Source organism: Candidatus Amarolinea dominans (genome assembly GCF_016704685.1).
Classification (GTDB): Bacteria; Chloroflexota; Anaerolineae; order SSC4; family Amarolineaceae; genus Amarolinea; species Amarolinea dominans.
This window is the reverse complement of record NZ_JADIZS010000014.1, coordinates 45,370-66,146: the sequence shown is the minus strand read 5'-3', so window position 1 is coordinate 66,146 and position 20,777 is coordinate 45,370. Positions and strand designations below refer to the sequence as shown.

12 protein-coding genes are annotated in these 20,777 nt (G+C 62.9%); 5 read left to right on the top strand and 7 right to left on the bottom strand.

Going from position 1 to position 20,777, the window contains the following annotated elements; translation table 11 throughout:
* Positions 1–5 precede the first annotated feature (5 nt).
* The 5 genes from IPF85_RS10335 to IPF85_RS10315 all read left to right on the top strand — a co-directional run bounded on the left by IPF85_RS10335 (position 6) and on the right by IPF85_RS10315 (position 10,578).
* Entirely contained in the window at positions 6–3,785 is a 3,780-nt protein-coding gene (locus IPF85_RS10335) for a clostripain-related cysteine peptidase (RefSeq protein WP_343408004.1), read from the top strand.
* A 114-nt stretch (positions 3,786–3,899) separates the two neighbouring features.
* On the top strand, positions 3,900–6,113 hold the full coding sequence (locus tag IPF85_RS10330; RefSeq protein WP_343408003.1) for an ABC transporter permease subunit: 2,214 nt from the start codon (positions 3,900–3,902) through the stop codon (positions 6,111–6,113).
* A complete protein-coding gene (locus IPF85_RS10325) occupies positions 6,106–6,954 on the top strand; it encodes a carbohydrate ABC transporter permease (protein WP_343408002.1) in 849 nt (282 codons plus the stop codon). The genes IPF85_RS10330 and IPF85_RS10325 overlap by 8 nt, the downstream gene beginning before the upstream one ends.
* 420 nt (positions 6,955–7,374) lie before the next feature.
* Positions 7,375–9,447 (top strand): excinuclease ABC subunit UvrB, encoded by a 2,073-nt coding sequence (gene uvrB / locus IPF85_RS10320; RefSeq protein ID WP_343408001.1) that lies wholly within the window; start codon positions 7,375–7,377, stop codon positions 9,445–9,447.
* Positions 9,448–9,537: 90 nt separating this feature from the next.
* Entirely contained in the window at positions 9,538–10,578 is a 1,041-nt protein-coding gene (locus IPF85_RS10315) for an LLM class F420-dependent oxidoreductase (RefSeq protein WP_343408000.1), read from the top strand.
* Positions 10,579–10,590: 12 nt separating this feature from the next.
* Here the strand turns inward: IPF85_RS10315 and IPF85_RS10310 are convergent, their stop codons facing one another.
* The 7 genes from IPF85_RS10310 to IPF85_RS10280 all read right to left on the bottom strand — a co-directional run bounded on the left by IPF85_RS10310 (position 10,591) and on the right by IPF85_RS10280 (position 20,771).
* Positions 10,591–11,136, bottom strand: a complete 546-nt coding sequence (locus tag IPF85_RS10310) for a hypothetical protein (protein WP_343407999.1) — start codon at positions 11,134–11,136, stop codon at positions 10,591–10,593.
* 358 nt (positions 11,137–11,494) lie between these two features.
* Positions 11,495–13,882, bottom strand: coding sequence for a single-stranded-DNA-specific exonuclease RecJ (gene recJ / locus IPF85_RS10305; RefSeq protein WP_343407998.1), 2,388 nt, complete (start codon positions 13,880–13,882; stop codon positions 11,495–11,497).
* A gap of 105 nt (positions 13,883–13,987) precedes the next feature.
* On the bottom strand, positions 13,988–14,815 hold the full coding sequence (locus IPF85_RS10300; protein WP_343407997.1) for an MBL fold metallo-hydrolase: 828 nt from the start codon (positions 14,813–14,815) through the stop codon (positions 13,988–13,990).
* 12 nt (positions 14,816–14,827) lie between these two features.
* Positions 14,828–15,796 (bottom strand): NAD-dependent epimerase/dehydratase family protein, encoded by a 969-nt coding sequence (locus tag IPF85_RS10295; protein ID WP_343407996.1) that lies wholly within the window; start codon positions 15,794–15,796, stop codon positions 14,828–14,830.
* Positions 15,797–15,902: 106 nt separating this feature from the next.
* Positions 15,903–16,667, bottom strand: coding sequence for a sugar transferase (locus tag IPF85_RS10290; protein ID WP_343407995.1), 765 nt, complete (start codon positions 16,665–16,667; stop codon positions 15,903–15,905).
* A gap of 25 nt (positions 16,668–16,692) precedes the next feature.
* Entirely contained in the window at positions 16,693–17,991 is a 1,299-nt protein-coding gene (locus IPF85_RS10285; protein WP_343407994.1) for a DNRLRE domain-containing protein, read from the bottom strand.
* A gap of 2 nt (positions 17,992–17,993) precedes the next feature.
* Complete coding sequence (locus IPF85_RS10280) at positions 17,994–20,771, bottom strand: SdrD B-like domain-containing protein (RefSeq protein WP_343407993.1); 2,778 nt, start codon at positions 20,769–20,771, stop codon at positions 17,994–17,996.
* Between the last annotated feature and the right edge of the window lie 6 nt (positions 20,772–20,777).

Below are 20,777 nucleotides of genomic sequence, written 5' to 3'. Positions count from 1 at the left end.
ACACGATGTCCAAACATCGAATTCGTCAGAGCGTACTCATACTATTGATCTCCTTGCTGCTGCCACTGCTGTCTGCATGCAATGACGAGCCGCCGGCCGCGACGGCCACGCCACCACCAACTGCAGGTGTGCAGGGTAATCCCAAGACACCGCTGTCGCCGACCAACCGCACCTACCACAGCCCTGACCTGGCCTTCAGCCTGGATTACCCCAACGATTGGCGCGTGTCGGATAAGAACGCCAGCAGCGACGGTGTGATCTTCTACGTGAGCGACCGTGAGACCTCGCTGTGGGTGCAGCGTCAGGAATTCGGCGGCGCCGCAGACGCGGCCAATCGCGCCGGCATCGCCTATCTCAAAGGCGTGAACTCACGACCAGGCATCAGCCAGGTTGTGTATCAAAACGAACCCACGGCCTACCGCGCCGGCGGCCTCGATGGCCTGAGCTTGGACTTCAGCTACGTAGCCAGCAACAAAATACCGCAACAGGGCATCTTCATTGCCGTGACTACCGACGACGGCCAGACCTATCTCTTGAACTTCGAAGCGCCACAGGCTACCTATCGCGATGAGGTCAGCATCTTCGATTCGATGCTGCAAACCCTGCGCATCAGCGGCGTCGTGGTTGGTCCCTCCAACCCAGTCAGTAAACCGCCAACGGAACGTAGCGCAGAGGCCGAATGGCTCATCATGCTCTACGTGGACGCCGACGACAACATCCTCGAACGTGACATGATGGTTGATCTCAATGAGGTCGAACGCGTCGGCTCCAGCGACCAGGTGCATATCGTGGCCCAAGTGGATCGCTACAAGGGGGCGTTCAGTGGCATGGGCAACTGGACATCCACCAAGCGCTTCTACATCACCAAAGATGACGACCTGGGCAAACTCAATTCACCAGAGTTGGCCGACCTGGGGGAACTGAATATGGCTGACGGCCAGACCCTCAGCGACTTCATCACCTGGGCCCTGGTCAACTATCCGGCGCGCAAACACGCGTTGATTCTGTCCGATCACGGCTCCGGTTGGCCGGGCGGCTTCAGCGACCCGGCGCCTGGCGGTCAGGGGCGGGACAAGTTGGCGCTGGCAGAAGAGATGGATGACAACCTGTGGCTGATGGAGCTGGACACAGCGCTTGACGCCGCGCGCCAGAAAACCGGCCTGGACAAGTTCGAATTGATCGGATTCGACGCCTGCCTGATGGGCATGTTGGAGGTCTACACCACCCTGACCCCCCATGCCCGTTATGCCGTGGCTTCGGAAGAAGTGGAACCGGCGCTGGGCTGGGCCTATGCCGGCTTCCTCAGCCAGTTGATCGCCAACCCGGCGATGAATGGCGCCGACCTGGGGCGCACCATCGTCAACAGCTACATCGCGCAGGATCAACGAATCCTTGATGCCACCGCGCGACGCCAGTTGCTCAAAGAAAATGACATGGACGAGAGCCTGGATTCGCCCAGTGTGGTCAAAGAGTTCAGCGTGGATGTCACCCTGGCCACGGTTGACCTGAACGCCATCCCCACGCTCAACCAAGCCGTGAATCGCCTCAGCACCCAACTGGCAGGCCTGGAGCGCAGCAAGATTACCAGCGCCCGCGCCAACGCGCAGGGCTTCGAGAACGCTTTTGACGAAAGCTCTGCGTCTCCCTACATTGACCTGGGACACTTTGTGAAATTGCTGCGCTCGCAGAGCGGCAGCGCCGCGGTCAAGCAGGCGGCGGACGCCGTGCTGGCGGCGATGGGACAAGCCGTTGTCGCTCAACGCCACGGGCCGGAGCGCCCCGGCGCGACCGGTATCTCGATCTATTTCCCCAGCCGTACGCTCTACCGCACACAAGATAATTGGCAGTATACGCGCATTGCCAGCCGTTTTGCGCAAGTTTCTGGTTGGGATGATTTTTTGGCTGCGCATTATGGCAGCCGGCGCAGCGATGCGGCGCCCAAACGCACCGTTACCCGCTTCGCGGCGCTGAGCAAGCCGATCCAGATCGAGCCACTGCGCTTGTCCGCGACCACGGCTGCAGCCGGCCGGCCCATCAATCTGCAAACCACGATCAGCGGTCGGAACTTGGGCTTTGTCTACCACTTCATCGGCCGCACACTGCCTGAAGAGCAGGCCATTCTGATCGAGGACATCGCCTATGTCCAGGCCGCTGATACGCAGGAGATTGACGGCGTCGCCTATCCAGCCTGGCCGGCGGAGGATGTGGCGGTAGACCTGGACTGGGAACCGGTGCTGTTCAGTATCAGTGATGGCGTCGCCGCGGTGCCGGCGCTCTTGATGCCGGCGGCGTACGGCGACACCCCAACTTACGCGGTTGAAGGTATCTATCGCTTCGCCGATGGCAGCTCGGAGCGTTTTGCGCGCATCTCCTTTCGCGACGGACGCCTGACCCAGGTGCTCGGCTATCCGCGGCTGAGCAACCTGGGCGCGCCGCGCATCATCACCCCGGCGCGTGGCGATACGTTCACCGTGCTGCAGCAAATGCGCAAGGTTGCCAGCACCGCCATGGATCCGTTCGATGCCGGCAGCGAGCAGGGCGCTGCCTACACGCGTGAAGGCGGCACGCTCACCTTTGGCGACACGGCATGGACTGTGGTCGAAAGGCCGGCGCCGGCCGGCAGCTACGTGATTGGTGTGATTGCCGAAGACCTGGATGGTCAACGCAGCGCGCAGTTCGACACGGTCTTTGTGGAAAATGCGCAGGCCGTGGCGGTGAATGGTTTCAAACCCTACACCAACTCCGCCCTTGCCATCGCCCTGCTCTACCCCGCAGCCTGGAGTGTGGAAGAGGACGCGGCCAACGACATGGTCTCGTTTACCGACGATGAGAACGGCGCGTTGGTTCTTGTCGTGCGCGATAGCTACCCCGACGCCGACAGCGCAGACGCCGCCAACGCTCAGGGGTTGGCCGACGCGCTGGCCTTGTTTACGGCCGACAGCGAACTGAAGAACGTGGTCGTCGCACCCCAAGCAGAATCGGTGCTGCTGGGCGCGTACCCAGCCATGCAGCGCGGCGTCACGTTTACCCTGGATGGCGAGCCGCTGCAGGCGCTGGCCGTCGTCTCTTCGCCCACGCGCAATGCGACATTCACCGTTCTCCTGTTGAGCGCGGCGGCCGATTTCACGGCCATGCAGGCCACCTTCCAGCCCCTGCTTGCCAGCTTCGACATCATGCTGACGGGCCTCAGCAAGGAGCCGTTGGGATCGCCCGCGCCCAACATCCAGCGCGTCTTGTGGCAAGACACCTTCAACACCGATGACAGCGGCCTAACGGATGACAGCGGTGATTGGGGCGCGGCTGGTTATTCTGCGGCGGGTCAATACGCCGTGAGCTTGAACCCCTATGGCGGTCCCCTCTATGACTACTATCCCGCAGAAAGCCTACCCGCCAGCTTTGTTCTCCAAGCCGCGACCAGCTTCAGCGGCGCCGCCAACAACGGCTATGGCCTGATCTTCCAGGTCACCGATAGTGAGCAGTTCTACAGCTTCCAGATCTCGGGCGATGGCTTCTTTGGCCTGGATCGCATTGATGACGCGGAAACCGTGACGACCTTGATTGACTGGACGCCGTCGGATTTGATTCTGACAGCAGAACAGGCTATCAACACGCTGACCGTGGCCGGTGATGGCGGCGCGTATCGCCTGTACATCAACGGGCGACAGGTGGCCCGTTTCAGCGACGACCGCTATCAAGGCGGCTCCTTTGGACTGATTGCCGATAACTACGATGAGCAAGCCCCGGTCAGCTTCACCTTCGATCAACTGACCATGGGCACACCTTGAAACCAAAAAACGAATCAAGACTCATGACTGGTATCAATCAAGAGGGTTGAACGACGAGGGCACAGCCTGCCAGTGGACCCTGGGCGTGGGATGGCTTGACCTCAAGAGGACATGATGAACCGACAATCGCTGACCACCTGGCGCCAGCTTGCTACCATCCTGGCCGTGCTGCTGATTGGCGCCGTGGCTCTTGGGCTGCGGCTGCGCGCGACGCAATTGCTCCCCATTGACTACGACGAGGATGACTACCTCGGCGCAGCCCAACGCTATGCCCAGTTCATGGCAACGGGTGATGTGCAGGGTCTGGTGGATTATGCCTACAACTATGAACACCCCCCGCTGACCAAGTTGGTTTACGGTGTGGCGATTCTGCCGCTGCCGCCGGCGCCGCTCTTACCTGAGCAGTCCTCGACCCTGCCGCCAGCCAAGTCCCTGCCACAGCCCCATTTTCGGATTGCCCGCACGGTGTCGGCCGTGATGGGCACGCTGGAGGTGCTGGCGCTGGCGATCCTGCAGCCGTTGGCCGGGCTGTTGCTCGCCGTCCATACGTGGACGATCAAGTACACCAGCCAGGTGATGCTGGAACCGTTGCCGGCGCTGACCAGCCTGCTGACCGTGCTGTTTTATGTCAAATTTCGCCGTAGCCGCAGCTCCGGCAGAATTCCGGCTGCCACCGGCTGGTCAATTCTATCGGCGATGGCATTGGGCTTGACAGCCTCGTCGAAGTATACGTACTGCATCGTGGGACTTGCGATCGTGGCCGATGCCGTTTGGCTTGCGCTCGCTGCCAGGACGCCGCGTGACGATGCAGGCGCGCCCAATCACCATCTGCGTGCTGTCATCTTCGATCTGCTCCCGTGGGGCCTGATTGCGATTGCCATCTTTTTTGCAACCAACCCACGCCTGTGGTCGGACCCGTTCGGGCGCCTGGCGCAATCGTTGCTGTACCACGGCGATTACGCGCAGAGCGCCCACGTGCGTCAGTTCAACTTTCCCTTCTGGCAGCCGTTGGTCTATTTGCTGGGACCGGTACCCTGGCATCCAGGTGTCTTCGTTGTCATGCTGGACATCTTCATCACGGTTCTGGCGGGCCTGGGGCTGGGCCGGCTGTGGCGGGAATACCGGGTCTGCGCGTTGTGGCTGGCCATCGGGTTGGGTTTCCTGCTGATCTGGCCGACGAAGTGGCCGCAGTACATCCTGACGATCACGGCGCCGCTCTCGTTGGCGGCTGGACTGGGCATGCAGGGCGCGCTCTGGGAGCCGCTACTGCGTTCACTGCAGCGCCGCAGGGCGCCGGACGGCCCGGCGCTGCGCACGGCGGGAGACCAGCGCATTGCCCGGCGCGATTCAAGGCGCGCCTTGCCCTGGCTCGTGCCGGGGATCATCGCGCTGAGCCTGCTTGCGCTCTTTCCACTGATCTACCAGGCGGCCGTGGCGTTGACCGACTTCAACGCCATCTCGATCCGGGATGGGATTCAGGGTGGGGTGTGGCGGGCGGTGTGGCAAGGACTGACAGGGCAGGCGCAACCGGTAACGGTGGCCCTCTTCGACAGCATGACTCGGACAAAGGAAGTCCATTGGGCCGGCCCCACGGTGCTGGGTCAACTCCTGGGAGGCGCTGCGCCCGACCTGCTGGCCTTCAACCTCCTGTGGGTGGTTCTGTCCATGTCGCTGCAGGCCGTGTTGGGGGTGGCGGCCGCGTTGATGCTTCATCGGCGCGGCGTGCGTTGGCGTAATTTCTGGCAGACGATTTTCATCCTGCCCTGGGCCATCCCCGAGTTCATCGGCGCGCTCATCTGGCTGCGCATCCTTGAGCCGGGCTTCGGCTGGCTGGCGCTGGCGCAGGCTATTCCCGCAGACGCGCTGCGCGCCCAATCTGTCGCAGGCCCGGACGCGACCCTGGTGCAGTTGCTCGTGGCCGCCACCTGGTATGGCTTCCCCTTGATCATGCTGGCCGCCACGGCCTCCTTGAAGCTGACGCCAGACGAGGTCTACGATGCGGGCGCGATTGACGGCGCCGTGGGCTGGCAGCGCTTCCGTTGGATTACCTGGCCCCTGATGCGGCCGTTGCTGGCCCCCGCGCTCTTCGTGCGCGGCATCTTCGCCTTCAACCAGTTCTACCTGTTCTACACGATGCGCGTGGAGCCGCCCACCATCACGCTGGCCACGGCATCCTACTACCTGTTCGCACCCACCGGCAATTTCGGCGGCCAGTTTGCCGTCTCGGCCGCGATCAACATTTTCACGGTTCTGGTGCTGCTTGGGCTGATCTTGTGGCTGGCCCGACTGACGCGCGGCGCAGCGACGGAAGAGGTGACCTATGTATAGACTGACCTGGTGGCAGCAGGTGCGTTACCAGGCGGGCCTGACCCTGATTGGCCTGTTCGTACTGATCCCGCTGTGGGGAATCATTTACCTGGCGTTCGATGGGGGCGTCAAAGGCTGGCCGACCACCTTCCGGGTATGGCCGGAACAGTTCACGATGGACGTGTTTGTGCGGATGTGGGAGAAGCCGGCGCAGGGCATGCCATTCCTGGCGCTGCTGCGTAACAGCCTGATCGTGTCGGCCGGCGCGGCGCTGCTATCGGTCGCTTTGGGCGCCAGCATGGCGTATGCGTTCGCCCGCTATCGCTTCCCTGGCCGGCGGCTGGGGTTGTTCGGGCTGCTGCTGGGTGTGCTGCTGCCCCCGGTTGCGCTGATGGTGCCGCTCTACCTGCTTCTTTCAGCCCTGGGCATCCGCACGACCCTCTTTGGGCTGACCCTGGTCTACACGTCGTTCGCCATGCCGTTTTGTATCTGGAACATGCGCGCCGCGTTTCAGGCGGTCGCGCTCGAGCTGGAGGAATCGGCCTTCCTGGACGGCGCCTCGCCGTGGGTTACGTTCTGGCGCATCACCCTGCCGTTGGCTTTGCCAGCCATCGCCGTCGCCGGGCTGATCGCCTTCCTGATTGGCTATTCGGAGTTCGCCATGGGCTGGCTCTTCGTGGACAAAGCGCAAAACGTGACACTGGCGATGGCGATCTCGGGTATGGTCCAGTCGTCTTACCTCGATTCGTGGGCCAACCTGGCGGCGTTGGCACTCATGATGAGCCTGCCGGTCGTCGTCATTTTCCTTGCCGCGCAACGCTATCTGATCAATCGGCTGCTGCTGGGGCCGGTGGAAAGCTGAACGGAGAACGGAGATCAGAGATTGGAGATTCGTGTGCGAGACCGGAGATTCGTGTGCGAGACCGGAGATTCGTGTGCGAGACCGGAGATTCGTGTGCGAGACCGGAGATTCGTGTGCGAGACCGGAGATTCGTGTGCGAGACCGGAGATTCGTGTGCGAGACCGGAGATTCGTGTGCGAGACCGGAGATCGAAAATCGAAAATCGAAAATCGGCCTGCCTCTGCCGTATTGCGCTTTGTCCGTGTACTTGGACAGCTTCTGCCCTTGCGCTATAATACATCCCAACAAAACAAGTGTTCGCTCTGCACTCTGCACTCTGCATTCTGCACTCTGCACTCTGCGCTTTGCACTCTGCACTCTGCACTCTGCGCTCACTCTGCACTCTGCACTCTGCACTCTGCACTCTGATTGGTGGGGACTATGCCTGATTTCAAAGTCGTCTCTGATTTCCAACCGACCGGCGATCAGCCGAAGGCTATCGAGCAATTGGTGAAGGGGCTGCGCGAGGGCTTTCAGCACCAGACGCTGCTGGGCGCGACGGGTACGGGCAAGACGGCCGTGATGGCCTGGGTGATCGAACAGGTGCAGCGGCCCGCCCTGATCATGGCGCACAACAAGACGCTGGCCGCGCAGCTCTACAGCGAGTTGAAAGAACTGCTGCCGCAGAATGCGGTCGAGTACTTCGTCTCTTACTACGATTACTACCAACCCGAAGCCTACGCGCCCAAAACCGACACCTACATCGAGAAAGACTCCCAAATCAACGAGGAGATTGACCGCCTGCGCCTGGCCGCGACCTCGGCCCTGCTGAGTCGCCGCGATGTCGTGATCGTGGCTTCGGTGTCGGCCATCTACGGTCTGGGCAGTCCGGAGGATTACGGTCGCGCAGTGGTCAATTTGCGCATGGGCAACACCATTCGCCGCGACACGGTGCTGCGCGAGTTGGTCAGCATCTATTACGACCGTAACGATGGCACGCTGCAGCGCGGCAAGTTCCGGGTGCGCGGCGATACGTTGGAAGTCCTGCCGGCGTATGGCGAGCAGGCTTATCGCATCGAGTTCTGGGGCGATCAGATCGAGCGCATCACCGAGGTGGACGCGTTGACCGGTGAGGTGCTGCAAGAGCATCAGTCCGTGGACATCTACCCGGCCAAGCACTTCATCACGCCGCAAGACAAGCTGGTGGAGGCGATGCAGGAGATCGAAGCAGAGTTGGAAGCCCAACTCAAACAGTTCCGGGCCGAGGATAAGCTGCTGGAAGCGCAGCGCCTGGAGCAGCGCACCCGCTATGACCTGGAGATGATGCGCGAGGTGGGCTTTTGTTCCGGCATCGAAAATTACAGCCGGCCCCTGGCCCGGCGTCCGGCCGGCGCGCGTCCCTGGACCCTGCTCGATTACTTCCCGGCCGATTGGCTGCTGGTGGCGGATGAGAGCCACATGACGATCCCGCAGATTGCCGGCATGTACCGCAGCGACCGCAGCCGCAAGGAGGTGCTGGTGCAGTACGGCTTCCGCCTGCCCAGCGCGCTCGACAATCGCCCGCTGACCTTCGAGGAGTTCGAGTCGTTGCTCAAGCAGGCGATCTACACCAGCGCCACGCCTGGCCCGTACGAACGCAGCCATTCCAGCCAGATCGTCGAGCAGATCATCCGCCCCACCGGTCTGGTGGACCCGCAGGTCATCGTGCGGCCGACCAAGGGGCAGATTGACGATTTGATCCGGGAGATTCGCCTGCGCACCGCGCGGGGCGAGCGCGTCCTGGTCACTACCTTGACCAAGCGCATGGCCGAGGACCTGGCTGAGTATCTACGCGAGGTCAACGTCAAGGTACACTACCTGCACTCGGACATTGACACCCTGGAGCGGATCGAGATTCTGCGTGACCTGCGCCTGGGCGTGCATGATGTGGTGGTTGGCATCAACCTGCTGCGTGAAGGACTCGACCTGCCGGAGGTTTCCCTGGTGGCGGTGCTGGACGCGGACAAAGAAGGCTTCCTGCGCTCGGAATCGGCGCTCATCCAGACGGTGGGGCGCGCGGCGCGCCATATCAACGGCACGGCCATCTTCTACGCTGACCGGGTGACCAATTCGATGCAGAGGGCGATGGATGAGACAAGCCGGCGCCGTGACATTCAAATCGCGCACAACAAGGCGCACGGTATCGAGCCGCGCAGCATTAGCAAGTCAGTGCGTGACCTGACGCAGCGCGTGGCCGGCGCCAGGATGGTGGCCGAAGCACGGCCGGTCTACCAGGTGGGCGGTGAGGATGGCGCGCCGACCAGGGCGCTGTCTCTGGCCGCGCTGCCCAAAGATGAAGCGGCGCGCATCATCAAGCAGTTGGAAAAGGAGATGAAGACCGCCGCACAGTCGCTGGAGTTCGAGAAGGCCGCGCAACTGCGCGATCAGATCATCGAACTGCGCCGGGCCATGGAAGACCTGGACAATTCGCCGCTGTGGGAGAAGATTCGTAAATTCGAGAAGGGCGGGAAGTAGCTCGGGTCTTTCGCCTGGTTTTTTTTGACCGCAGGCCGCGCGTCGTGTTATGATGACCGTGTGCCCATACCTGGATTGCGAGGAAATCACATGCCATCACTCCGACTCGGACTGAATGTCGGTTACTCCGGCGCCAAGATCGAACTCCCGCTGGAAATGATTCAGGAGGCCGACCGCTTGGGCGCCTACGTGGTGTGGACGGCGGAGTCCTACGGCTCCGATGCTGTCACGCCCCTGGCCTGGCTGGGCGCGCTGACCCGCCAGATTCACCTGGGCACGGCCATCATGCAGATGCCGGCCCGCACCCCCGCCAACACGGCGATGACCGCGATGACGCTCGACCAACTGAGCAGCGGACGCTTTCTGCTCGGCCTGGGGCTTTCCGGCCCGCAGGTCGTCGAGGGCTGGCACGGCCTGGCCTACGGCAAGCCACTGGGCAAGACACGCGAGTATGTCAGCATTGTACGTGACATCTTCAGGCGTGAGGCGCCGCTGGTACATGACGGCGAATTCTACCAGATTCCCTACCTGGGCGCGGACGCCACCGGGCTGGGCAAGCCGTTGAAGAGCATCCTGCATGGCCGGCCGGATCTGCCCATCTACCTGGCGGCCATCGGCCCCAAGAATGTCGAGATGGCGGCTGAAATTGCCGATGGCTGGTTGCCCATCTTCTTCTCACCGCGCCATTACGCGCAGACCTACCAACCTCAGATCGAAGCCGGCTTTGCCAAAGCGGGCGGAGGCAAGAGCCTGGCGAACTTTGACATTGCCCCTTCGGTGCCGGTATCGGTCGGCAAGGATGTGAACAACGCGCGCAACCTGGTCAAGCCGTTCCTGGCGCTGTACATCGGCGGCATGGGTGCGAAGGGCAAGAACTTCTATCACGACCTGGCCTGCCGCTACGGCTACACCGACGCGGCCAATCAGATTCAGGACCTGTATCTGGCGGGCAAGAAATGGGAAGCCATGGCCGCGGTGCCGGATGATCTGGTGGATGATGTGGCGCTGTGCGGGCCAAAAGAACGCATCGCCGAGCGCCTGGAGCTTTGGCGCAACAGCCCCATCACCACACTCAACATCGCCACCCTGACCATCGAGGGCTTGCGCGTCATGGCTGAACTGCTGCTCTGACAAGGGCTACGGCTACGGCACCGAATTACGCCCACGCAAGAAGTCCCTCACCAGCCCCCACACCGTTCTGGCCCAGGTGACGCTGTCGCGCGATAGTCGCGGCCACTGCACGGCAGCCAGCGTGAGCAAGAAGGCAATCAGCAGCAGCCCCAACTCCCGGTAAAACCACAGAACTAACAGCACCGCAGTCACGTCAATGACGCGCAGGAAAATGATGGTGATGGGCTTGCGCTGTACCAGGGCCGCCACGATCAGCGCCAGCAAGGTGTAAGCAATGCCAAGCCACCACGGCAGGAACCCCGCCAGCAGGATGAAAGCCAGCGTGGCCCAGGTAAACACCACATCCACCGCAAACTCGTGACGCCCCAGCCAGGATGGCTGGCGGTTGGGAATGCGTCGGGCCATGAAGCCATCCAGATTGTCGCTGATCCACGCGACCATGGCCAGGATGAGCGCCATCGCGACAGCATCCCGCCCCCGCGCCACACCTAGCGCAACGATGAGGGCCGCCAACAGAAGACGACTTGCAGTGAGAAGGTCTGGAATCCAATTCATCATACCTGTTCACCATCAGTTTATTGAGGAGACGAAGACCCTGAAGGTCACCCTGTCCCCGGAAAACTCCCGGCAGATCAGAGGTGCGTGTTCATGGAGGCAACCTGTCAGGTGACTGCGGGCTGTCTGACAAAGTCCTGTGCGGTTGTGACGCGGATGATCTGTCATAATCAGCCCGTCAGTACGATTTGGCGCTGTTTGTCACAGAGATCATCGTGTCCCGTGTGCCGATGAACGACCCGACCGTTACGGAGGTTCACATCATGTTTACTATGCTTGTCGTGTGTTTGATCATGACTGTCTTGATGTGTACTGCGCTGGCAAACTGAGTTCGCCGGTGCGACACATCCCGTTGACGGCCCTACCCTGGTCGCTCGCCCATCCAGGCTTCGATGGGGGCACGCCGGCAAAAAGCCCGAAATGCGGCCGCCTCCGCCAGCAGGGCCTGCAGTTCGGCCTGCGCAATGGTGCGTGTGGTTTCCTGTGCTGCTCCGTCCGTGGACAGGCTGCGATCCACAGCCTTCACAGCTTCCACAGCTTCCACAGCTTCCATGGCCGGAGCCAGGCGGACCCGGTCGCCGGTCTGCCAGCTCACCACCTGCAGGCGTCCAAACAGTTCAAGCCAGGCCAGGCCGCGGCGCACGGCCAGTTCCCGTTGACCCAGGCCGGCTGCCACCGCCGGCACGTGCAGTTCGCCCCCGCGTCGGGCGATGGCATACTTGGCCATGCCGAGCAAGTTGCGTAAGAACAGTTCCAGCCGGTCCTCGGCCGTTGCCAGATTGACCAACGCGAGTTGCGGGGGCGCCACGCGCTCCAGCACTCGCTCCAATTCGGCCCGGCCCGGCGGCGCGCTCCAGATGATCAACGGCCGACCGGCGTCCAAACTGCGTCGGTCGCGCACCGGCCCCTCCAGCGCCACATGACCCTCGCCCCAAATCTGCCAGGGTTCGCCGCTGTTCAACAGGCGGCGCACCTCAGCCAACGGATCAGGCAGCCCGCGCAGATCGGTAATCGGTATCGCGGCAGGCGCAGCCGTCACCTCCACGGCAGCGGGCCGGCGCAGGCGCACGGCGCGCATGACCAGTTGCAAGGTGGTATCGCCCCGGTATTCGTTCTGCGCCAGGGTGTAGGCTACATCCAGCGTGCCTTCCGGCAGGTCGGCGTCCGCCCCTCCCCACCATACCACATCCTGCATATGGCCTTGCGCGTCGGCAATCGTCAGCTTGCGATGGCGACGGTTGCGGCCGATCAGGCGATGTCCCTTCACTGTCACCTCGAAGGTGGCCAGCGTGACCGGCGGATTGCCTTCGCCAAAGGGCGCCAGGCGATTCAATTCTTGCACCAGTGGCAGGGACAAATCCTGCAGTGGCAGAACGGCATCGAGCGCCAGCGCGTAAGCATCTTCCGGTGTGGTGCGCATGGTGGCGATGGTGTTCGACAGCGCCCGACGCAGCTCAGGCACGCGCTCCGGTCGCACGGTCAAGCCGGCCGCGCCAGCATGGCCGCCGAAACGTTCGATCAGGTGTGCATTGGCGGCAATCGTCGCGCCCAGGTCAACGCCGGGCACCGAGCGCGCCGAGCCACGCGCCAGCCCATCCGGAGCCTGCGTCAACAGCAGCGCCGGGCGCCGGTACTGCTCGGCCAGGCGGTTGGCGACGATACCAAGCACGCCGGGGTGCCAGTGCGGATTCAACAGAACCAGCACCTGCCCATCCAACAGCGACGGCTCGCGCGCCAACATCTCCTGCGCGGCCGCTTCCACTTGATCGCACAGCAGCTTGCGTTCGTTGTTCAGCCCTTCCAGTTGAGCAGCCAGGATGCGCGCCGTGGTCGCATCCGTGGTGGTCAGCAGTTCAACAGCCTGGGTGGCGTCCGCAAGACGGCCCAGCGCGTTGAGCCGCGGGCCAAGCTGAAAGCCGATTGTCTCGGCATCCACGCGCAGGGGGTCGAGATTGGCCTGCGCCATGAGCGCCTGCAGGCCGAGGCGCGGCGATTGGCGCAGTTGCAGCAGGCCGCGCTGCAGCAAGTAGCGCGTATCGCCTACCTGCCGCGCCACGTCAGCCACGATCCCCAGCGCGACCAGGTCTAGCAGGCGTGCCTCAGCGCCGGGACGTCCTGCGCGGCTGTAGAGCGCCTGCATGAGGATGAAGGCCACGCCGACGCCGGGCAGTTCGCGCAGCGGATGTGCCCTTGCCAGCAGCTTTGGCTCAACCAGGGCTTCGACGCGCGGCAGGTCGGGCGGCAGGTCATGATGATCGGTGACAATGACCTGGACCCCACGCGCCCGTGCCAGGGCGATGGCCTCATGCTCCGCCACACCGGTATCGCAGGTCAGCAGGAGATCAACGCCCTGGGCCAGCAGCTTCTCCAGCGTTGGCAGCTTGATGCCATGACCGTCGTTCAAACGATGAGGAATGACATAGAGCGGCTGCGCGCCCAGCTCGCGCAAGGCGTCTACCAGGAGGGTTGTGGCCGTTTGCCCATCCACGTCGAAGTCGCCCCATACGGCCAGGCGTTTGCGCTGTCGGATGGCCTGCCAGAGCAGATCAGCGGCTGGCGTCACGCCAGGCAGGTCTTCCGGCGGCGCGGGGACATAGCGCTGCCAATCCAAAAAGGCAACGGCCGCCGCGGGGTCGGCCAGCCCCCGGCGCGTCAGGATGTCGGCCACCAACGGGTGCCCGCCAACGGCCGTGCGCAGCGCCGCAGGCGCCGTGACCACCGAAGGTTCGATCCAATGTCGTTGCGTCATATCAGCCGCCTCCTCTGTTATTGTAACACGGACAGGAGCGGGCGCATAAAGGGCGGAGGGCAGAAGGATGAATGATGAAGGATGAAGGATGAAGGATGAAGGCGTTCAGAGTTCCAACAGGCGTGCCAGCGCATCCGGGCAGTGGCTGGGCACGATTTGGATGTCGGGGTTGGCTGCGGTGAAGCCGTGCAGGCGGTTGATGGTATCACGCAGGCTGCGAGGGTCATCGGCAATGAAGTTCACAAAGGAGGATGGCGGACGCCGCTCGACAATGGAACGCGTCAGCCAGCAACTGTCGGCCACGAAGAAGAGGCGGCCGCGGGTGGTGTGCGCCAGCAGGCCAACCTGGCCGCGGGCATGACCAGGCAGGCGCACCAACAGGGCACTGCCGTCGTTGAACAGATCGTAGGTGGGGCCGAGACCCGCCAGCGGTGGGCCATTGAACGCGGGCAGTAGGTGAACGCGGCGGGCAAAATCGGCCGGCAAGAGGGCTGGAATGAAGGCCCGGCGCAGGGCAGCCAATCCGCTCAGTGGGGCCACGGCCTGATAGGCTTCGGTCAGGGCGACGAAGCGCGCCGCGGCAAAGTCGCGCAGGCCGGCGATGTGATCGGCGTGAAAGTGCGAGATGATGACCTGACCGATGTCCGCGGGGGCGAGGCCGAAGCGGGGAAGCTGTGCCGCAACAGCCAGCTCCGGTCGCAGGCGCAGCGGCGTGGCCAGGCGGTAGAGCAGATAGGGGAAACGCCGCGTCGCCTCCAGCATGGCCGGGGCATAACCGGCGTCCCACAGAAACCAGCCGTGCTGCGGATGGCGCAGCAGCGCGACGAGGGAATGGCAGGCCATTTGCTGGCGCGCTCCACCCTCGATGAGGTGGTGCTCAGAGGCCAGGCAATGGCCGGTATCGAGAATGAAGCAAGCGAGTGGTTCGGTCACGGCGTCCCCCGGCTACATATGACGCAGCGTCTCTTCGATGCCCGCGGCCACGGAGACCAGCGGGCGGTACCCCAGGTCCTGCCGGGCCGCGCGGATGTCGTAGGTCTGCGTACAGGCCAGAATGCCCGCGGTGTAGCGCGTCAGCAGCGGGTCGCGGCCACTGAATCGGGCCTGCGTTTCCATCAACGCGGCCGCCAACCGCACCAGCGGCAGCGGCAGCGAGCGCCGGCGCAAGCGCAGGCCAAGCCGCGACAGCACATAGCGGATGACATCCCAGAGCAGGAGATGCTCATCGTTGGTGATGTGATAGGTGCGGCCAATCGCGGTCGGGGCCTGCAGCGCCAGCGTCAGCGCGTGCGCCACGTTTTCTACGTAGGTCAGGTCAACCAGGTTGTGCCCGTGACCGATCTGAGGCAGGCGCCCGCGCCGCGCCACCGCAACCAGGTTGGGCAGCAGGGAGCGATCGCCAGGGCCAAAGATGGCCTTGGGGCGGATGATGACCGTGGGCAGGCCCTCTTGTGCCGCCGCACGCACGCGATCCTCACCCAGTTTTTTCGTCAGCGCGTAGACCGATTGAAAGCGGCGGGGAAAGGGCGCCTCTTCGGTTGCATTGACATGGCTGCGGCCGTCGAAGATGACGCTCGGCGAAGAGACGTAGATCAGGCGGCTGACACCGTGCTGCTGGCAAGCGGCAATGACCGCCTCGGTGCCGCCGACATTGATGGCGTGGAAAGCGGCCGGTTGCCCCCAGGCTGCAGACAGGGCGCCGGCGTGAATGACCGCATCCACCCCGGCGCAGGCGGCGCTGACTGCCGCGGCGGTGCGCAAATCAGCCACAACCGGCACGGCCCCTTGCGTCAGCAGGTCGGTCGCTGTGGCGAAGTCGCGACCGAGCAGGTACACCTGGTGCCCCTGGGCCAGAAGTCTGCGTGCGGTGTGTTGACCGAGAAAGCCGGTGCCGCCAGTCACGAGTACGATCATGGGCAAGTCTCCCTGTGGTTGGCGCGCTGAAGCAGATGGCGCGACGAGACGACGGATCATCGGCTCTGTGGGAGTTCCCGTGAAAGTATCTACCGGCCGCGCAGGCTTAGCCGGCGTCCCGCATCGTCAGGATGACTGGAACAGTGGCCAAGAGAATCCGCAGATCGAGCCAGAAGGTACGGTTTTCGATGTACTCGATGTCCAGGCTGGCGCTGCGATCGAAGGGCAGGCTGCTGCGACCGTTGACTTGCGCCAGGCTGGTCAGCCCGGGAGTCACGTCAAGGCGGCGCATGTGCCACTCTTTGTAGTAGGCTAGTTCGTAGGGCATCGGCGGCCGCGGCCCCACCAGGGACATCTCGCCGCGCAGAACGTTGATCAGTTGCGGCAGCTCGTCCAGGCTGGTCTTGCGCAGAATGCGTCCAACCGGCGTAACGCCCTGTTTGATGATAGCTGGCTTGAAGATGTGCTGGCCGTTGTGGTCGCTGGCGCCGTTCTCAGTGTCGCCATTCAGGTATTGCTTGACGAACTCCTGGTGCGCGGCCAGATGATTGACGCCATTGTACATCGAACGGAACTTGAAGAAAGAAAATGATTTTCCGTTCTTGCCGGCGCGCGGGCTGACAAAAATCATCGGCCCGGGCGAGTCCAGCTTGACAGCCAGCGCAATGATGAGAAACAACGGCGACAAAAGGATCAACAAAAGCGACGCCACGACAATGTCAAAGGTACGCTTGATGGCCAGATAGACCCGTTTGTTCATCATCTTCTGCACCCGCCTCCGCTGTGCGGCCTGCTCATCATCCGTCAGATCGAGCAGTTCCAGCCAGCCGATACGTTGGCTCCCCCTTCTTCGAATGCCTCCCCCGATCATGGAATACCCCTCCTTGTGAACATCTTTAGAACGCCGGCACCCAATAGTGTATCGTCAATTTGGGCCGCTGGGCGGCCACGGCGAATTGGGCGCTGGCCATGGCAAACTCTACATTTGCATTTTCGCTGCCGGCAGTGGCTTTCAGAGTCAGGCCGTAGTTGGTCTGACGGTTGACTTGCCAACGCCGCAGCACGTGCGTCACATCTACAGAATACCAGCGACCAACCGCATTGATGGGCGTTGCGGCGGTCGGGCCGTAATCACGATCCTGTCCGGGGTCATTGGCGCCCGGCGCCGCCCAGCGGGTGGATGCCGTGGCCTGTTCCCAGGTCGCCGTCGCTTCTGACCAGGCTCGCTGCAGGCCGTAGGCCTGCAAAACCAGGTCAGTCGGCAGGCTGCGCTCCACGACGTAAACTGCCAGGCTGACCGACACCACCTGGGCCGTGGTGGGCAGGGGCGCCAGACCAAAGCGCAGGAGCGGTGTCTTCTCATCCACTTGGGCGCTGCGGTTCCAGCGCGCCAGCAACATGGCTGCGCTGCCCTGCGCCGTTGTTGGGTTCCAACTGTCCAGCGTCGTGTCTTGCTGGTCGCTGAATCCATTCAGCCCCATCTGCAACACCAGCGTCTGCACCGGCGGCGTGGGCGTCGGCGCCATGCGCCATCCCACCAGGGGGAGGCGCCGGGGGCCAGGTGTCGGCGTGGGGGTCATCGTCGGGGTCGCGGTTGCCGTCGCGGTTGGCGTGCGGGTGGCGGTTGGCGTCGGTGTGCCGGTTGGTGTGGGGGTGGCCGTGGCCTGGGGGCCAATTGGGCACTGAATCGCCAGGTTGAATGCCCCTGCGCTGCCCTGATACCCGTCCACCACCAGCACGTAATCCTGTCCGGCTGGCAGATTCAGCAGTTGTAAGCTGTTGTCGCCAGCCGCCAGGCACGTGGCCGGATCAGTCGAAGCCAGCAGGAAGAGATCCAGGTCAACCGCCGGCACGAGCGACGCCAGGCTGATGGTCACCGCTTGCGGCTCCAGGAAATGAAATTGGAAAACCGCTTCCGGCCCGCTTTCGTTCCAGTCGCTGCGGCAGGCGTAGGTCGCCACGTTGGACGGCTGCCCGCGTGTGTCGGCCCGCAGGCTGCTACCGCAGAAGACCTCTGGCGCCTGGCTGATGTCCACCGTGGGCACCGGGGTGAGTAAGCGCTCAGCCGTGGGTGTTCCCCCAGCGGCGTGCGCCCCGGTGACCATCAGCACCGCCAACACGCACAGGACGACGCCAACGGCAGAGAAACCGGGCGGCCGTGGCCAGCCCGACTTGCGCCAGCCTGCTCCTGCCATGCTCAGCGACCTATCACCGGGAGGTACCACTGTAAAAAGCGCGCATGGGCAAAATGGGCCGTGACTGTTTCTGTATTCGCAATGTTAAACGCGCTGACCGCATTACCGATCATCGCATAGCCGCCGGGCACGATCGCTTCCTGCACCAGGTAAGCGCCGGGGTCGAGTGACATGAACTGATAATAACCGCTGCTATTGCTGGCTACGGTTGCCAGTTGAACGTCGGCAGCGTCCAGTTGGCCGTTTTGATTGGCATCACGATACAGCCGAATGTCAGCGCCCTGCAGCCCTGGCTCACCCGCGTCCGGCTGACTGTTACGATTGACATCCAGGAATACCAGACCCTGCAGATGTGCCTTGGGTGTGTCACCGAAGTTTTGCGTGAGCACCACCCCCGCCTGCACCACCAGCAGCCAACTGTTGGGGCTGGTGGAGGTGTAGCCAATGGGGTCGGTCTCGATCACCTGGTATTGGCCGGGCGTCAAGGTTGTGAATGAATACGCGCCATTGGTCCCGGTTGTGACATGGCTGAGGTCGGTGCTGCCACGACGCAGCGTGATGATGGCGCCGGCCAGGGACTGCTCACCGGGATCGAGCGTCCAGTTCTGGTTCAAGTCCTCGAACACCACGCCCTGGATCGAGCCTACGCTCGGCGTCGCCGTCGGCGTAATCGTTGGCGTCGGGGTTTTGGTTGGTGTGTGGGTAGGGATGGGAGTCCGCGTCGGCGTTGGCGTCAAGGTGGGGGTGACGGTCGGTGTCCGGGTAGCCGTGGGCGTGGGCGATGGAGTCGGTTCGATCTCGTGCAGCAGCAGCTTGACATCCACCAGGTGAACCCAGTCGTTGCCGTCGCCGCGGGAGTTGATGCGAAAATCGCTTTCAGCCAGGCTGCCATCGTCCGCGCGCAGGCCCTTGCCCATGCGCGCATCGGTGATATGGAAGGTCGCCGTCTTCCAGGTGCGGCTGTTGGTCTTGGTCACATAGGCGTTGCCCGCACCGGTGGGTGTGGCCGCGCGCATGACGCCGCCAATGGCCTCATAGTCAAGCGCCCAGGTGTCGGTGCCGATGTCGGCGTACGTCACCTTGATGTCAACCGTGTTTTTGCCCACCGTAATGTAGTCGGGATGCACGCGGAACCACATGTACGGGTTGCCGGACTCCTGATCGGTGCGCCGCGCCACCCAGCCTTCCATGCCGCTGGGCAGGTTGGTGTTATAGGCGTTGGTATTGCAGTAGGCAGGGCCGGCGCCGGCCGGCGCACCGCAGTTGCCCAGGCCGTAGACATACGACGTGGAAAAACAAGGAATGCCCCCGCAGTTCGTTGACCAGCCGGCCGCCGGGTTGATGGCCGGGTCCGAACTGATGTACGGGTCGTTGGACTCCGGCACGGTGCGGCCACCGAGGACGTTGTCATTCTGATAGAGCCAGAACTCGAAGTTGCCCAACTGCGGGAAGAACGACGATTCCTCGAACGCGTAGTCGTAGTAGATGGGGTTGCGGTGGTCGCGCATCACTACCCACACGCTTGGGGTATTGCCCAGGTTGGCGCCTACGTAGGGCCGCCAGCGCTGGATGATGTTAAGGTACTCGGTGCGATCATTGTTGGGGGGCGGGGCGGGGTAAGGATTCGAATTGTCTTCTACAAAGAGCGACTGATCCAGGCGCAGATAGTACGCGTGCTTGTCCAGTCCGCTCAGCAAGCCCCAGTAAAACGAACGCGGGCTTTGCAGCATGTACCAATAGGTCTCGAAGACCGTCGGCACCTGGTTGTAGTGCAGGTTGAGCACATCGTACATGCCGCAGTTCTGACAGCCGGACAGGCCGTCGCCGACTTCAGCAAAATTAAAGTCGGGGGTCAGGCCGTTGAGTGAGATGCCGATGCCCAAACTGGCGGCATAATCACCTATGTCGCGGCGCTCGCTGACCTGGTAGGTGAAGGAAGCGATCTGCACCAGCAGTTGCTTCTTTAGCACCCGACGCCCCTGGCCGGCATCGTACACGCTAAAGGCATCGTAGAAGGCATCTACAACCTCCGCCGTGTAATCACGCCAGGCGCCCGAATAATTGGTGATGCCATCGGCATGCATGGCCAGTTCCATAATGTATTTGTCTTCGCTTGAGTTGACCATGTGCCCTTCGCCGTAGGTGCCAAAGCCCATGGCGATGAACTCAAGCCGCGTATCGTTGATGTAACGATCGCCGTAGTATTGCGCGAGTGCCTGGTAACGCTGCAGGAAGGCTGGGCGCCAGTACATGGGCAAGCGCCGGTGATCCGCGCCCGGGTCCGCACAGGCCGGGCCAGAAAACTTACAAATCTCGAACGTGTACTGATCTACGTCCGAAACCGGATAGCTCGCTGTGTCCCACATGTAGACAGGCAGATCGCGCACGCCCGTTTCATACGAGCGGCCGCCGCCGTAAGGGCTGATAGCAAAGGCGCCCTTCTTGCCTTTGGCCGCTGATTGACTTACAAGCGCGTTGACGCGGTCAGGGCGATAGCTGCCATAGCCAGACTCCAGGTAAGCCCACGACCAGTTCATCACGGTGCCGTCCAGGTGGTAACGGTTGGTATCGGCCGTGCCGTACCAGAACGATGCATCGTCCTTGAAATAGATGCCAGGACGCGTGGCCGGCAGGCCAGGCGCGGCCGGCGGCGCTCCCTCAGGTGTACCCGCAGGGACGGGCGCATCCTGGGCCGTGGTGGCGCCGGCCGTCGGGGCCAGCAAGAGCGCGGCCAAACAAATCAGGGCCAAAGCCCATTGAGTCAACGTACGCTGTGTCATGTTAAA

Coding starts and splice junctions, on each gene's coding strand:
- IPF85_RS10335 (WP_343408004.1), top strand. CDS start 6: ATGTCCAAACATCGAATTCGTCAGAGCGTACTCATACTATTGATCTCC.
- IPF85_RS10330 (WP_343408003.1), top strand. CDS start 3,900: ATGAACCGACAATCGCTGACCACCTGGCGCCAGCTTGCTACCATCCTG.
- IPF85_RS10325 (WP_343408002.1), top strand. CDS start 6,106: ATGTATAGACTGACCTGGTGGCAGCAGGTGCGTTACCAGGCGGGCCTG.
- uvrB (WP_343408001.1), top strand. CDS start 7,375: ATGCCTGATTTCAAAGTCGTCTCTGATTTCCAACCGACCGGCGATCAG.
- IPF85_RS10315 (WP_343408000.1), top strand. CDS start 9,538: ATGCCATCACTCCGACTCGGACTGAATGTCGGTTACTCCGGCGCCAAG.
- IPF85_RS10310 (WP_343407999.1), bottom strand. CDS start 11,136: ATGATGAATTGGATTCCAGACCTTCTCACTGCAAGTCGTCTTCTGTTG.
- recJ (WP_343407998.1), bottom strand. CDS start 13,882: ATGACGCAACGACATTGGATCGAACCTTCGGTGGTCACGGCGCCTGCG.
- IPF85_RS10295 (WP_343407996.1), bottom strand. CDS start 15,796: ATGATCGTACTCGTGACTGGCGGCACCGGCTTTCTCGGTCAACACACC.
- IPF85_RS10290 (WP_343407995.1), bottom strand. CDS start 16,667: ATGATCGGGGGAGGCATTCGAAGAAGGGGGAGCCAACGTATCGGCTGG.
- IPF85_RS10285 (WP_343407994.1), bottom strand. CDS start 17,991: ATGGCAGGAGCAGGCTGGCGCAAGTCGGGCTGGCCACGGCCGCCCGGT.
- IPF85_RS10280 (WP_343407993.1), bottom strand. CDS start 20,771: ATGACACAGCGTACGTTGACTCAATGGGCTTTGGCCCTGATTTGTTTG.